The organism is Actinoalloteichus sp. GBA129-24 (genome assembly GCF_001941645.1).
Classification (GTDB): domain Bacteria; phylum Actinomycetota; class Actinomycetes; order Mycobacteriales; family Pseudonocardiaceae; genus Actinoalloteichus_A; species Actinoalloteichus_A fjordicus.
Genome location: NZ_CP016077.1, coordinates 3,757,923 through 3,773,933, shown reverse-complemented (window position 1 = coordinate 3,773,933; position 16,011 = coordinate 3,757,923). Strand labels below are relative to the sequence as shown.

The 16,011-nt window shown below is 72.1% G+C and carries 3 protein-coding genes and 1 pseudogene; all 4 read left to right on the top strand.

Annotation, left to right across the window (positions count from 1 at the left end):
* Positions 1–242 precede the first annotated feature (242 nt).
* Positions 243–1,493 carry a cytochrome P450 gene (locus UA75_RS16845; RefSeq protein ID WP_075741058.1) on the top strand — a complete coding sequence of 417 codons (1,251 nt, stop codon included), beginning with the start codon at positions 243–245 and terminating at the stop codon, positions 1,491–1,493.
* A complete protein-coding gene (locus UA75_RS16840) occupies positions 1,490–2,269 on the top strand; it encodes a thioesterase II family protein (protein ID WP_075741057.1) in 780 nt (259 codons plus the stop codon). Before UA75_RS16845 ends, UA75_RS16840 begins: the two co-directional genes overlap by 4 nt.
* Positions 2,266–9,525 (top strand): type I polyketide synthase, encoded by a 7,260-nt coding sequence (locus tag UA75_RS16835; protein ID WP_075741056.1) that lies wholly within the window; start codon positions 2,266–2,268, stop codon positions 9,523–9,525. The genes UA75_RS16840 and UA75_RS16835 overlap by 4 nt, the downstream gene beginning before the upstream one ends.
* A 17-nt stretch (positions 9,526–9,542) precedes the next feature.
* Positions 9,543–15,962: pseudogene (locus UA75_RS16830) on the top strand (SDR family NAD(P)-dependent oxidoreductase); the annotation flags it as partial.
* Between the last annotated feature and the right edge of the window lie 49 nt (positions 15,963–16,011).

Sequence of the window (16,011 nt, the reverse complement as noted above, 5' to 3'; positions counted from 1 at the left end):
AACACGCCCGGCCGCTGGCGCGACAGGTTTCGCCAAAGCGAAAGAAATTCATCGCGGCTGCTCACCGTCCCGGCTCAACGCTGTCTTGTCGGCGGGACAGCGAAAGGGTTTCAGCGGTCGTCCCGGCGGTGACAGTCTGGGGGCCGGGTCGGCGGTGACGTTGGTGAGTATTCGTTTCGGCGAAGTGACCGCTTCTTCGCGATTGGCGGCAACTGAATGATTGACCAGGGGAGGTCGGGGACGTGAGGTTGACGCCGGGTGCGGGGCGCGATATAGACCTCGCTCGCGTCGACCTGTTCGACCTGGACCTCTACAGCTTGGGCGATCCGCACCCGATCTGGGAGGTGATGCGGTCGAAGGCGCCCCTGCACCACCAGGTCCTGCCGGACGGCCGCGAGTTCTGGTCGGTGACCCGTTACGACGACGTCTGCCGCGTGCTCGGCGAGTACCAGACGTTCACCTCGGAGCGCGGCACGGTGGTCACCCACCTCGGGGTGGACGATGTCGCGGCGGGCAGGCTGCTGACGTCCACCGACCCGCCGCGCCACACCCAGGTCCGCAGGGCGATCGGCGCCAGGCTCACCGCGCGGGCGGTGGCGTCCTGGCAGGACCGGATCCGGCAGGCGGTCGTGCGCTTCCTCGAGCCCGCGCTCGACGGTGGCACCTTCGACCTGGCGGAGCGGGCGCACCGTCTCCCGATGATCGTCGCGGGCCCGCTGCTGGGGATCCCGGAGCGGGACTGGGACGAGCTCGTGCAGCTGACCGCGATGGTGACGGCCCCGTCGGACCCGCATTTCCTACTCGGCAACGAAGCCGCGACGCTGGCCATCTCCCACCACGAGCTCGTCACCTACATCACCGAGTGGGTCGCACGGCGGCGGTCGGGAGAGGGTGGGGACGGGAGCCTGCTCGACCACCTCATGACCGTCCACGCGGGTGGTGCGCCGCTGACCGACGAGGAGATCGCCCTCGACGGCTACAGCCTGCTCCTCGGCGCCAACGTGACGACGCCGCACACCGTCTCCGGCACGGTGCTCGCGCTCGCCGAGCGGCCAGAGCAGTTCGCGAAGGCGCAGGCCAACTCGTCGCTGGTCCCGAACCTCGTCGAGGAAGGGCTGCGCTGGACGTCGGCGGCATGCAACTTCATGAGGTACGCGGTGAGCGACACGCGGATCGGCGGGGGCACGGTCCCGGCCGGTAGCGCGGTCGTCGCGTGGATCGGGTCGGCCAACCGGGACGAGTCCCGGTTCACCGATCCGCACGAGTTCGACATCGTGCGCGGCAACGCGAACCACCACGTCGCGTTCGGGTTCGGGCCGCACTACTGCGTCGGGGGACCACTGGCCCGGATGACCCTGCGCGTGTTCTTCGAGGAACTGCTCCAGCGGTTCGCGGCGATCGACCTCGACGGCGAACCGCGGCACCTGCGTTCGTACTTCATCGCCGGAATGACCCATCTGCCCATCGCCGTCCAGAAACGAAGGACGCCATGACTTCCGGGTCCGGCACCGTCACGTCGCCGTGGTTCGTCCGGCCGCAGTCGGCCGACCACGCGGCCCGGATCTTCTGCTTCCCCTACTCCGGAGCCGGGGCTTCGGCGTTCAGCGCGTGGCCAGCCGTGATCGGCGACGTCGAGTTGTGCCCGGTGCAGTTCCCCGGCCGTGAGAACCGGTTGGCCCACCCCCACTACGGCACCTACGAGGATCTCGCCGACAGCCTGGTCGAACCCCTTGAGCCGCTAGTCGACTCGCCGTTTGCGTTCTTCGGGCACTGCGCGGGTGCGTTGCCCGCGTACGAGACCGTGATCCGCCTCGCCGAACGGGGACTGCCCGGGCCGGCGTGCCTCTTCGTGTCCGGCCAGCCCGCGCCGCACGAGGCCTCGCGCGACCGGATGCTCACCATGACCGAGTCCGAGCTGCGCGCCGGGCTCGAGTCGGTCATCCGCGGCCGGGGGATGGTGCCGCGGCCGGACATGATCGACCTGGGCATGGGCGTGCTGCTCCGTGACCTCGAAGCCGCACGTGCCTACCGGCGGACGGAGCCCGTCAGGGTGCGCTGCCCCGTCGTCGTCCTGCACTGGCGGGACGACCCGGAGGTGAGGCTCGACCAGCTCGAGGGGTGGCGTCAGTACGCGGACTCGGTCGACATCCAGGTCGTCGACGGCGGCCACCACGACTTCATGTACGCGCGGGACGAACTGCTGGGGTTGCTGACTTCCTGGCGTGACAGCAGTGCAGCCCGAAAGAGGGAACCGAAAGGGATCGCATGAGTCGTGCAGCCACCGATGTCGCCGTCGTCGGGATGTCCTGCAGCCTCCCCGGAGCCCATGACCCCGACGCCTACTGGACGCTGCTCACCCAGGCCAGGACGTCGGCGCGGCGGCCTGCCGCATCCGTCGAAGACGGACCGACGCTCCTCGCCCTGGTCCGGAAGGCACTGACGACGGCGGGCATCGCGCAGGAGGATTTCCGGGGCAGCGGGGTGGAGTTCTTCCTCGGCGTGCCGGCCGCGGGTCACGACGTCGGGTCGCGCGGGCTCACGCCGACCGTCACGACCGGCGCCGCGTCCGCGCTGCGGGCCGTGCTCCTGGCCACGCGGAGCCTGCGCGACGGCCGGACCGACGTGACGCTCGCCGGTGGCGTCGACGGCCCCGAGAGCGCCGTCGGCATCGTGCTGGTGCTCAAGACCCTCACTCGGGCGCGGGCCGACGGCGACCGCGTGCACGCGGTGCTGCGCGTCGACGACACCGAGCCGGCGTCCGGACCGGAAGGCACGCTTCCTGGTCCTGGCCTGGCGTCCGGCATGGCGGCGCTGCTCGAGGCCGTGCTGTCCGTCGAGCACGGGCGGCCCTCGTCGAGCACGAGCGGCGCCGGGTGCCGCGTCGTCGTGGCGGCCGCCGCGAACGAGGACTTCGCCACCGGCGGTCCGGGCTTGCGCAATGGCCCGTTCCCCCTGGTCGTCTCCGGTGCGACCCAGGACGACGTGCGGGCCCGCGCGCGCCGCCTGCTCGCACAGTACGAGGAGAACCGGCCAGGGCTGCGCGACCTCGCCATGTCCATCGCCGCCGCGGAACCCTCCGCCGCAGGGCACCGGACCGTCCTGTGGGCCGACGACGAGCAGCAGCTCACCGACGAACTTGCCGCACTCGCGTGTGGCGACCGGAGCACCAGCCTGGTCAGCGGCAGCGCCGCGGCGCGGAACCGGATCGTCTTCGTCTTCCCCGGCCAGGGCTCCCAGTGGATCGGCATGGCCGCCGGGCTCCTCGACGACTCCGACGTGTTCCGCGACGCCGTGGACGCGAGTGCCAGGGCACTCGCCCCCTACATCGACTGGTCACTGGAGGACGTCCTGCGGGGGACGCCCGGCTCCGCGTCCCTCGACCGTGACGACGTCGTCCAACCCGCCCTGTTCGCGGTGATGGTGGCCCTCGCCGAGCTGTGGAAGTCCTTCGGGGTGCGGCCCGCCGCCGTGCTCGGGCACAGCAACGGCGAGATCGCCGCCGCGGTCGTCGCAGGAGGCCTGTCCCTGGAGGACGGGGCGCGGGTGGTCTCCCTGTGGAGCGGGGCCCAGGCCAGGCTCGCCGGCAGGGGCGGGATGATCTCCGTGTCGGCGCCACTGGCGTCCCTGGAACCGAAACTCGCCGAATGGGGCGACCGGGTCGCCGTCGCCGCCGTCAACGGACCACGGTCGGTGATCCTGTCCGGCGACCGCGACGTCGTCGACCGGCTGCTCGACGAGCTCCCCGCCGAGGGCATGCCGGCCAAGCGGATCCCCGTGGACCTCGCGGCCCACTCCTCGCACATCGAGGCGCTGCGCGAGGAGATCCTCACCGGGCTCGCGCCGGTCGAGCCCCGCACGGCGACCGTGCCCTTCCACTCGACCGTGACGGGCGACTTCCTCGACACCACCACCCTGGACGCCGCCTACTGGTACTCCAACCTGCGCAACACGGTGCGGTTCGAGCGGTCCGTGCGCGCACTGGCGGCCGACCACCAGGCCTTCGTCGAGATCAGCCCGCACCCGGTCATCACCCTGGCGCTCCAGCAGACCCTGGACGACCTGGAGTCCGACGCGGTCGTGGTGGAGACGCTGCGCCGCGACGAGCTGGGAACACGCCGGTTCCTCGCCTCGCTCGCGCGACTGCACAACAGCGGCGCCACAGTGCACTGGCGGCCGGCGTTCGGCCCGGATGCCTCGCTCATCGACCTGCCCGCGTCGGTGCCGGGCCATGCCCCGGCGGCCGAAGCACCGGGCGCGGCGGCCGAGCAGGTCACGGACGGCCTCCTGGAGTTGGTGCGTATCGAGACCGCTCTCGTCTTGGGGCTGGACGCGGACGCGGAACTGGACGGCACGGACACGTTCCAGAACCTCGGCCTCGACTCCGCGCGCGCGGTGGAGCTGCGCAACCGCCTGGTCGACGCCACCGGTGCGCGGCTCCCGGTGACGCTGCTCTTCGACCACCCCACGCCGGAGCAGTTCGCCCAGCAGATCGCCGCGCGGCTGACCGGCACGGCCACCGCGGCGGTGCCGGTCACCACGCGCCCCGTCGGCGACGCGGACGAGCCCATCGCCATCGTCTCCATGGCCTGCCGCTTCCCCGGCGACGTGGCCTCGCCAGAAGACCTGTGGCAGATGGTCCTCGACGAGAAGGACGTCATCTCCGAGTTCCCCGTCAACCGCGGCTGGCCCCTCGACGCCCTCTTCGACGACGACCCGGACCGCGCGGGCCGCTCGTACACGCGCCATGGCGGGTTCCTGCACGACGCGGACCGGTTCGACGCCGAGTTCTTCGGTATCAGCCCGCGTGAGGCCCTCGCCATGGACCCGCAGCAGCGCCTGATCCTGGAGACCGTGTGGGAGGCCCTCGAGCGGACCGGGGTCGACCCGGCCGTGCTGCGCGACAGCGGCACGGGCGTCTACCTCGGCGCGCTCGCCCAGGACTACGGGCCACGACTGCACGAGGCGGACGACAGGGCCGGTGGCTATCTGCTGACCGGCAACTTCACCTCCGTGCTCTCCGGCCGCGTCGCCTACACCCTCGGCCTGCATGGCCCCGCCGTCACCGTGGACACCGCGTGCTCCTCGTCGCTCGTGGCCCTGCACCTGGCCGCGCAGGCGCTACGCGCCGGCGACTGCGACCTGGCCGTCGCGGGCGGCGTGACGGTGATGTCGAGCCCCGGCATCTTCGTGGAGTTCAGCCGCCAGCGCGCCCTCGCGCCGGACGGCCGCTGCAAGGCCTTCGCCGAGGGAGCAGACGGCACGGGCTGGGGCGAGGGTGTCGGTGTCCTCCTGTTGGAGAAACTGTCGGACGCGCGACGCAACGGCCACGAGGTGCTGGCGGTCGTGCGGGGCTCGGCGGTCAACCAGGACGGTGCGTCCAATGGCCTGGCCGCCCCCAACGGCCTTTCGCAGCAGCGCGTGATCCAGCAGGCTCTGGCCAACGCCGGGGTCCGGGCCGACGAGGTCGACGCGGTCGAGGGTCATGGGACCGGGACTGCCCTGGGTGACCCGATCGAGGCGCAGGCGCTGTTGGCCACTTATGGTCAGGGGCGGCCGGAGGATCGGCCGTTGTGGTTGGGGTCGCTGAAGTCGAACATCGGCCACGCCCAGGCCGCGGCGGGTGTGGGTGGTGTGATCAAGATGGTGATGGCCATGCGGCACGGTCGGTTGCCAAGGACGCTGCACGTCGATGCTCCGTCGTCGCATGTGGACTGGGCGTCTGGCTCGGTGGAGTTGTTGACGGAGGCGCGGTCCTGGCCGGATCCGGGTCGTCCGCGCAGGGTGGGCGTGTCGTCGTTCGGTGTCAGCGGGACGAATGCGCATGTGATCATCGAGCAGGGTCCGGTGGTCGAGTTCGTGGCTGGTGTGGGGTCGCGGGTGGTGACGGATGGGGCGTTGCCGTGGCCGGTGTCGGCGAAGTCGGAGGCCGCGTTGGGGGAGCAGGCTCGGCGGCTGCTGGATCACCTCGACCGTTGTCCGCAGGCGACTCCCGCGCAGGTTGGTCATGCGCTCGTGGCGGGTCGTTCCGTGTTCGACCACCGGGCGGTAGTGATCGGCCGGGACATGGCTGATTTCCGGGGTGCGCTGGCGTCGTTGGCCACTGGTGAGCCGTCTGCGCATGTGGTGACGGGTGTGGCTGTTAGGTCGGGTAAGACGGTGATGGTCTTTCCCGGTCAGGGTTCGCAATGGGTTGGTATGGGTGTGGAGCTGATGGGCTCCTCGCCGGTCTTCGCTGAACATCTCAGGGTCTGTGCGGCGGTGTTGGAGCCGTTTACCGGCTGGGATCTGGTTGATGTTCTGTCCGGGGTGGAGGGTGCTCCGGGCCTGGATCGGGTTGATGTGGTGCAGCCCGTGTTGTGGGCGGTCATGGTCTCCCTGGCCCGCTTGTGGGAGCACTTGGGTGTCGTGCCGGATGCGGTGGTGGGCCATTCGCAGGGTGAGATTGCTGCCGCGCACATTGCGGGGGTCCTGACTCTTGAGGATTCGGCGCGGCTTGTGGCGTTGCGCAGTCAGGCTCTGATGGGTCTTCGTGGTTTGGGTCGCATGTTGACGGTGCTGGCGTCTGAGGATCGGGTGCGGGCGATGCTCGGCGACGGGGATGGCAGTTTGTCGGTGGCGGCGGTGAATGGCCCGGCCACCGTGACGGTGTCCGGTTCGGTGACCGCGGTGGCGGAGTTCAATGCCGTGTTGTCGAAGGCTGGGTTGATGCGGTGGGAGCTTCCGGGTGTGGACTTCGCCGCCCATTCCTTGCACGTGGTGGCCCTGCGCGAGGAGTTGCTGGAGTTGTTGGCGCCGGTGCGGCCTTGCCCTGCCGCGGTTGCGTTCTATTCCACTGTGGCCGGTCATGTCGGTGGTCCGATAGTGGACACGACCGTGATGGATGCCGAGTACTGGTACGAGAACTTGGCTTCCACGGTTGATTTCCAGGCGGCGACTCGTGCCTTGCTGGATGACGGGCACACCCTCTTCGTTGAGGCCAGTCCCCATCCGGTGCTCACCAGTGCGGTGCAGGAGACGGTCGAGGACCACGCGGGTGCCGCCGAAGTGACCGGCACATTGCGCCGGGAGGACGGCGGCTGGCACCGCGTGCTGACTTCTCTCGCCACCACCCACACCCACGCCTCGGTCGACTGGTCAGGGTTCTATCCCGAGACCCGACCCACCCACCTCGACCTGCCCACCTATCCCTTCCAACACCAGCACTACTGGCTGCTGGACGCCGATCCGTCCGGCACCGGCCACGTGATCACAGGCTCCGAGGCCCCCGACGACACCGAGTTCTGGAACGCGGTGGAACGGGAGGACCTGGACGCGGTGATCGGCACGCTGGGGCTGGGTGACGCGGACAGCGAACGCGACGCCGTCGACTCCGCTCTCCCGGCCGTCCTGTCCGCCATGTCGTCGTGGCGGCGGCGCCGGCTGGACCGGTCCCTCATGGAGAGCCGGCGCTACCGCGTGACGTGGAAGCCGCTGCCCGGCATCGAGTCCGGGGCTGCGGGACGGCTGGCGGGAAGTACCTGGCTCGTGGTCGTCCCCGAGTCGGCCACTTCGGACCCCGTGGTGGACAAGGCGATCGACGCGCTGCGGCGACGGCGCGCCGAGGTGGTCCGCTGGGACGTCGCGTCAGCCGACCTGCGGGACCGCGCCGCACTCGGCAGGCGGCTCACCGCCATGGCCGCCGACGGCACGGTCGCGAGCCCTCTCACCGGCGTGCTGTCGCTCGCCGCGCTCGTCGACGACGGCCTCGGTGCCGCGCACGAGCCGGTCTCCGCCGGCCTCGCCGGCACGGTCGCCCTGCTGCAGGCGCTGGACGACGCGGGTGTCGAAGCCCGGCTGTGGTGCCTGACGCGCGAAGCCGTGTCCACGGGGAACGCCGACACCCTCGCCAACCCGCTGCAGGCCCAGGTCTGGGGCCTCGGCCGAACGGTGGCGCTGGAACGGCCGGAGCGGTGGGGTGGGCTCGTGGACGTGCCGGCCCGGCTGGACGGGCCCGTCGCGGACCTGCTGTGCGCGGTTCTCGCCGACGTCGACGGAGCGGACGGGCCGGGCCGAGGCCATGGCGAGGACCAGGTGGCGGTACGCCCCTCCGGAGCGTTCGGCAGGCGGCTCACCCGCGCACCGCTCGGTGACGCACCGGCGCCCGACTGGCGTCCGACGGGCACGGTGCTGGTGACGGGCGGTGCGGGCGCGGTCGGATCGCACGTCTGCCGCTGGCTGGCACGGGCCGGAGCGCCGAACCTCCTGCTGGTCGGCAGGCGCGGCAGGGACACCCCGGGCATCGCGGAGCTGGAAGCGGAGCTGACGGGGCTCGGGTCGCCCGTGACCGTGGCCGCGGTCGACGTCGCCGACCGCGACGTGCTGCGGGAGCTGCTGGCGTCGGTGCCAGCGGAACACCCGCTGACCGCCGTGTTCCACGGCGCCGGCGCACTCGCGGACGGGTTGGTGGAGTCGCTCACGGCGGAGCGGCTGGAGCAGGTGCTGCGGCCCAAGGTGGCCGCGGCCACGGCGCTGCACGAGCTCACGGCCGATCTGGGGCTGGAGGCGTTCGTGCTGTTCTCCTCTGCCACCGGCGTACTGGGCAACGGCGGCCAGGCCGGATACGCCGCGGCGAACGCCTTCCTCGACGCGCTGGCCGAGGTGCGCCGCGCGGCCGGGCTGCCCGCGACCGCCGTGGCCTGGGGTTCGTGGGGCGGCGGCGGCCTGGTGACCGGCGAGGTGGACGAACGCCTCCGTCGGAGAGGGCTGCCGCCGATGGCGCCCGAGACGGCGGTGGCGGCGCTGGCCGCCGCACTGACCCGGGGGGAGATGCAGGTGATGGTGGCCCAGGTGGAGTGGACGGACTTCGCGGCCGCCTTCACCGCGGCCCGTCCCAGCAGGCTCATCGCCGACCTCCCCGACACCGCCGTGCGCACGGCGGCGGGTTCCCCGGCCGGACACGCCGGCGATGCGTCGGAGGGCGACCTGGTGGCCCGGCTCAAGGAGCTGCCGGAGCGCAAGCTGGACGACGCACTGCTGGGGACCGTCCGCGCGCACGCCGCGGCGGTCCTCGGACTGGACGGGCCGGACCAGATCGGTGGCGAGCGGGCGTTCAGCCTGGCCGGGTTCGACTCACTGACCTCCGTGGAGCTGCGGAACCGGCTGCGGCGCGTGACCGGGTTGCGGCTGCCCACCACGCTGCTGTTCGACTACCCGACGCCGGTCGCCGCGGCACGCTACCTGCGGGCGAAGCTGTTCCCGGAGCGGACGGCGGGGGGAAGTGCGCCCGGAGGTGTGGCGACGGACGTGGACGACGCCGAGGTGCGGGAACTGGTGCTGTCGATCTCGCCCGCGCGGCTGCGCGAGGCGGGGCTGCTGGAGTCGCTGCTGAGCCTGGCGGGCCACCCGGCGGCCGGCGGCACCGATACAGGCGGCGCGAGCCATCCACCGGAGAACGGCGACGGACCGTCGCTTGACGAGATGGGTGTGGCCGACCTGGTGCGCATGGCGATGAGGAACGACGTGCCCGACGGGACGGGGAGGTCATGATGGCCGAGCCGGCTGACGCTGTCGTCGAGGCGTTGCGCGCGTCCCTCAAGGAGTCCGAACGACTGCGCCGGGTGAACGCCGAGCTGTCCTCGGCTTCGCGCGAGCCGATCGCGATCGTCGGCATGAGCTGCCGGTATCCGGGCGGCGTGCGCTCGCCGGAGGACCTGTGGGACCTGCTCGTCGCCGAGCGGGACGCCATCGCGGGCTTCCCGTCGAACCGTGGCTGGGACGTCGACGAGCTGTACGCGTCGGAGCTGGGCACCCACGGCAAGTCGTACGTGCGTGAGGGTGGCTTCCTGTACGACGCCGACGAGTTCGACCCGGGCTTCTTCGAGATCAGTCCTCGGGAGGCGACGGCGCTCGACCCGCAACAGCGTCTCCTGCTGGAGACGTCGTGGGAGGCGATCGAACGGGCGGGAATCGATCCGACGACGCTGCGCGGCAGCCGCACCGGCGTCTTCGTGGGGGTCGCGCACCAGGACTACGGGGCACCGACGAGGCAGGGGATCGAGGACTACCTGCTGTCCGGCACCTCGACCGCGGTCGCCTCCGGGCGCGTCTCCTACGTGTTGGGTCTCGAAGGGCCGGCCGTCACGATCGACACGGCGTGCTCGTCGTCGCTGGTGACCGTGCACATGGCGGCCCAGGCGCTGCGGAACGGCGAGTGCTCGCTGGCCCTGGCGGGCGGCGTGTCGGTCATGGCGACGCCCAGTGCGTTCATCGAGTTCAGCCGCCAGCGCGGGCTGGCTCCGGACGGCCGGTGCAAGCCGTTCGCGTCCGCCGCGGACGGCACGGCCTGGGGTGAGGGCGTCGGTCTGCTGTTGCTGGAACGCCTTTCCGACGCACGGAGCAACGGACACCACGTGCTGGCGGTCGTGCGCGGCTCGGCCGTCAACCAGGACGGCGCCAGCAACGGCCTGACCGCCCCCAACGGCTCATCCCAGCAACGCCTCATCCGCCAGGCCCTTGCGAACGCGCGGTTGACGGCCGACGAGGTGGACGCCGTCGAGGCACACGGCACGGGCACCAGGCTGGGTGACCCGATCGAGGCGCAGGCGCTGCTGGCCACCTACGGCAGGGACCGGGTCGCGGACCGGCCGCTGTGGATCGGGTCGGTGAAGTCGAACATCGGTCACCCGCAGTGCGCGGCGGGCGTGGCGGGCGTCATCAAGATGGTCATGGCCATGCGCCACGGCACCCTGCCGAGGACGCTGCACCTGGACGCGCCGACGCCGCACGTGGACTGGTCGGCCGGCGCGGTGCGGCCGCTCGCGCAGGCGCGGCCGTGGCCAGGGACCGGCGGTCGCCCTCGGCGGGCCGGCGTGTCGTCGTTCGGCGTGAGCGGCACCAACGCGCACTTGGTCCTCGAACAGGCGCCCGTCGAGGAGACAGCACCCGGCACGGCCGGTGCGGGCGGCCCCACGCCGTGGGTCGTGTCGGCGCGGTCGGAACGGGCGCTGCGGGCGCAGGCGGAGAAGCTGCGCGACTTCGCCACCGCCGGCACGGACCTGGACATCGCCGCCGTGGGTCGGGCCTTGGCGACGAGCCGGGCTCGACTCGAACACCGCGCGGTGGTGCTGGGGCGGGATCGGGACGAGCTGCTGAGCGGTCTTGCGTTGTTGGGTGAGGGCACGGAGTCCGCCGGCGTGGTGCGTGGTGTCGCCGGGAAGCTCGGTGACTCCGCCTTCCTGTTCCCTGGCCAGGGGGCGCCCTGGGCCGGTGTGGCTGGGCAACTGTACGAGGCGTTCCCCGTCTTCGCGCAGAGCCTCGACGAGACCTGCGAACACTTCGCCGCCTTCCTCCCCTTCGCGCTGAAGCCCCTGCTCCTCACCGACGAGCCGGAGGACCGCGAGCGAACCGACATCGCGCAACCCGCGTTGTTCGCGCTGCACGTCGGCCTGTACCGGCTCATGACGCGGTACTGCCCCCGGCCCGACTACCTGATCGGTCACTCCGTCGGAGAGATCGCGGCCGCGCACGTGTCCGGGGCGATCGACCTGGACTACGCGGCCAGGCTCGTGGCCGCTCGTGGGCGGGGCATGCAGTCGGTCGGCGAGTGGGGCGCGATGCTGGCGGTGCGTGCCTCGGAGGACGAGGTGGGCGCCCTGCTCGGCCGCTACGAGCACGTCGGCCTCGCCGCCGTCAACGGCCAGGAGTCCGTGGTGGTCTCCGGCCACCGCGACGAGATCCTGGAGCTCAGGGAACGACTCGTCGCGGACGGTAGGTCGGCGAAGCTGCTCGAGGTCGACCACGCCTTCCACTCCCCGCTCATGGACCCGGTCCTGGACGAGTTCGCGGCGTCAATCGGCAGGCCGCGCGCGGGTGAGCTGACGATCCCGGTCGTCTCGACCAGGCTGGGCCGCGAGGCCACGCTCGACGAGCTGACCTCCGTCGAGCACTGGGTGAGCCACGTCCGCGAACCGGTTCGCTTCCACGACGCGGTGGAGCACACCCGTGCGGCCGGTGCGCGTGTCTTCCTCGAGGTGGGCCCCGGGTCGACGCTCACCGGCATCACCAAGGAGAACTTCGCCGGTGCGGGCGTGGACGACGCAGTGGTCCTGTCGCCGAGGGGGAACCGCGGTGCCGTGGAGGCATTCGTCGGCCTGCTGGCCCAGCTGCACGTGCGGGGCGGGGACGTGCGCTGGGATGCCCTGTTCGGACCGCGCGGGCGGGTGGACCTCCCGACGTACGCGTTCGAGCGGCAGCGGTACTGGCTGGACTCCCCCGCCTGGACGGGCTCCGCGGACGTGGCCGCCGCCGGTCTCTCGGCTCCGGGGCATCCGCTGCTGGGTGCTGTGGTGGACCACCCCGGCACCGGCGAGGTGATGTTCACCGGCTCGTGGTCCCTACGGACCCACGGCTGGCTGGCCGACCACGCCGTGTTCGGTTCGGTCGTCGTACCGGCGACGGCCTACCTGGACCTCGCGCTGTGGGTGGGCGACCTCGTCGGCTGCGGGGCGGTCGAGGAGCTCTCCCTGGCCGTTCCCCTGGTCCTTCCCGGCTCGGGCGACGTGCGGGTACGGGTCGTCGCCGGTACGGCGGACGAGACGGGACACCGCTCCCTCGCGGTGTACTCGCGCGCTGGCGAGGACGGCAGCACGGCGGGCGGCTGGACCCGGCACGCGGTGGGGAGCCTGGCACCGAGCGCACGACGGCCGGCCGTGCCGACCGACGACACGCCGTCACTCGCGGTGTGGCCTCCGGCCGGGGCACGGCGACTCGACATCGGCGGTCTCCACGACTCCCTCGCGGACAACGGGTTCGACTTCGGGCCGACGTTCCTCGGGCTGCGAGAAGTGTGGCAGCGCGGCGACGAGGTCCACGCGCTCGCCACGCTGCCCGACGCGGGCGACGACTCGGCCGCCGGTGGTTTCACCATGCATCCCGCGCTGCTCGACGCGACGCTGCGCGCGGTGGCGGCGGGCACCGTCCTCGACGCGGACGGCGGTCGGGCCTGGATGCCGTTCTCGTGGTCCGGGGTGAACCTGGTGGGACAATGCGGGACGACCGTGCGGGCCCGGATCACCCCGGCGGGCGAGGGCGCCGTGTCCGTGGTGGTCGCCGACGAGCACGGCCGCGAGATCGCGCACGTCGACGCGCTGACGTTCCGGCCGGCGAGCGCCGAGCAGCTGCGCGCGGCGCTCGGCGGGCACGAGCGGTCGCTGTTCGAGCTGCGATGGCGACCGCTGCCTCCGGGCGGGCGGGAAACCTGCCGAGGGCGGTGGGGCGTTCTCGGCGCGACGAACGGCCTGGCCGCCCGGCTCTCCCTGGCAGGCGACGACAACGTCCCGCTCCACGCGTCCGTGGACGAGGTCCTCGCGGGCACGCCACCCCTGCACATCGTCCTCTGCCTCGACGACTTCCTCCCCGACGGCCTTGACGCGCTCGTCGAGATCGGCAGCGCGGACACGCGGGTGCTCGGCGTGGTGCGGCGGTTCCTCGCCGAGGAGCGGCTCGCGGGCACCACGCTCGTCGTCCTCACCCGCCTGGCAATCGACACCGGCGGAGGTGAGTGCGTCGAGAGCCTCGCCGGCGCGTCGGTGTGGGGCCTGGTCCGTTCCGCCCAGACAGAGCGTCCCGGCAGGTTCCGGCTGGTGGACATCGACGACGAGGAGTCGTCCCTGGTCTGCCTACCGGAGGCGCTGGGCGCCGGTGAGGACCAGCTGGCACTGCGTGGCGGCGCGGTTCTCGTCCCCCGCATGACGTCGGCGGCACCCGCGAACCACCGGATCGAACCACCAGCGGCCGGCGCCCACCGGCTGGGCATTCCGGACAAGGGGACCTTGGAGAACCTGACGTGGGTGCCCTGCCCCGAGGTGGACGAGCCCTTGACCAGTGGGCAGGTCCGCATCGCCGTGGTCGCCGCCGGGCTCAACTTCCGGGACGTCACGATCGCACTCGGCCTGGTGGACGGAACCGCCTTCGACGCAGGGATCGGCAGTGAGGGCGCCGGGACGGTCCTGGAGGTCGCGGACGACGTCACCGGGCTCGCGCCGGGCGACCGGGTGATGGGCGCGTTCACCGGTGCCTTCGGCCGCGTGGCCGTCGCGGACCACCGCATGCTCGTGCCCGTCCCCCACGGCTGGAGCCACGTCGAGGCGGCGTCCGTGCCGAGCACGTTCCTCACCGCGTACTACGCGCTCTTCGGTGCGACGAGGCTCGAGGAGGGACAACGGATTCTCATCCACGCCGCGGCGAGCGGCGTCGGGATGGCCGCCGTCCGGCTGGCCAGGCACGCGGGCGCCGAGATCTACGCGACCGCCAGCCCGGCCAAGTGGCCGGTCCTGCGTGGTCTGGGACTGGACGACGACCACCTGGCATCGTCGCGGGATCTGGAGTTCGCCGACAAGTTCCTGGAGTCCTCGGGCGGCCGCGGCGTGGACGTCGTCCTGAACTCCCTCGCGCACGACTTCGTCGACGCCTCGATGAGGCTGCTCACCAAGGGCGGGACCTTCGTCGAGATGGGCAAGACGGACATCCGCGATCCCCGTCAGGTGGCTACCGAGCACCCCGGGGTCGACTACCAGGCCTTCGACCTCTACGAGGTGGGGCCCGACGCGCTCCACGAGATGTTCCGGGCGCTCATGGAGCTGTTCGCCGACGGACGGGTACAGCTGAACCCGATCTCTGTCCGGGACGTCCGCGACGCACGCCCGGCGTTCCGCGAGATGAGCCAGGGCCGGCACGTCGGCAAGCTGGTCCTCGAGGTCGGCGGGTGTTTCGGCGGTGGGACCGTGCTGGTCACGGGCGGGACCGGCGGAGTCGGTTCGCTGGTGGCGCGCCACCTCGTCGCCGAACACGGGGTGCGGAGCCTGGTGCTGGCGAGCCGGGCTGGGATGACCGCCGAGGGGGCCGCCGAGCTGGTCGCGGACCTTGAGGGGCATGGCGCGGCCGTCAGGGTCGTGGCCTGCGACGTCGCGGACCGGGCCGCCGTGGCGGACCTGCTCGCGGACATGCCCCACGGGTACCCGCTGACGGCGGTCGTGCACGCGGCGGGGGTGCTGGCGGACGGCACGGTCGAGTCGCTGACCGAGGAGAGCCTCGACCGCGTGCTGCACGGCAAGGCGGGCGGTGCGCTCACCCTGCACGAGCTGACCGAGGGGCACACCCTTTCGGCGTTCGTCCTGTTCTCCGCGCTGGCCGGCACACTCGGCGGCGGAGGGCAGGCGAACTACGCCGCCGCGAACGGGGTCCTGGACGGCCTCGCGGCACGCCGCAGGGCGTCCGGCCTGGTCGGCACGTCACTCTGCTGGGGCTGGTGGGAACAGCGCGGCGGCATGACCGCGGACCTGGACCAGGCCGCCCTCTCGCGGATCCGGCGGCTGGGCGTCGCCGCGATGCCGGCACCCAAGGCACTGGCCCTGTTCGACGCGGCATGCGCGATCGACAAGCCATTGCTCATCCCGGCCCGGCTGGACTTCTCCGCGCTACGCGGGAAGACGGGCGCCGAGCTGCCGCTGTTGCTGCGCGACCTCGTCGACGGCGACGGTCCGCTCCGGAACCGGACGAGCACGACCGGGGGCCCACCCGACCTGTCCGCCGGGCTGGCCACCCTGCCGGAGGGGGAGGCGGAGGCGGCCGTGCTGGACTGGGTCCGCGAGCAGACCGCCGTCGTGCTCGGACACCCGTCCAGGAAGGCCGTCGACGTCGACCAGGCGTTCACCCACCTCGGGTTCGACTCGCTGACCTCGGTCGAACTGTCCAACCGCCTGACCTCGTCCACCGGGCTGCGGCTACCGCCCACCGTCGTCTTCAGCTACCCGACACCACGTGAGCTGGCCATGCACCTGTCCGGCCTGCTGCGCCCGGCAGCGGGCCCGGCGCAGGACGCGGAGATCCGCGAGCAGGTGCCGGGTGCGGACCTCCGTGCGGACGAACTCGCGGACTTGGACCTGGACGCACTCGTCGACCTGGCTCTGGAACAGAAGGGCACCTGACATGGACCACTCCGCGGATCGGGCGGCGGACGGCGCGGACCGGGTCGAG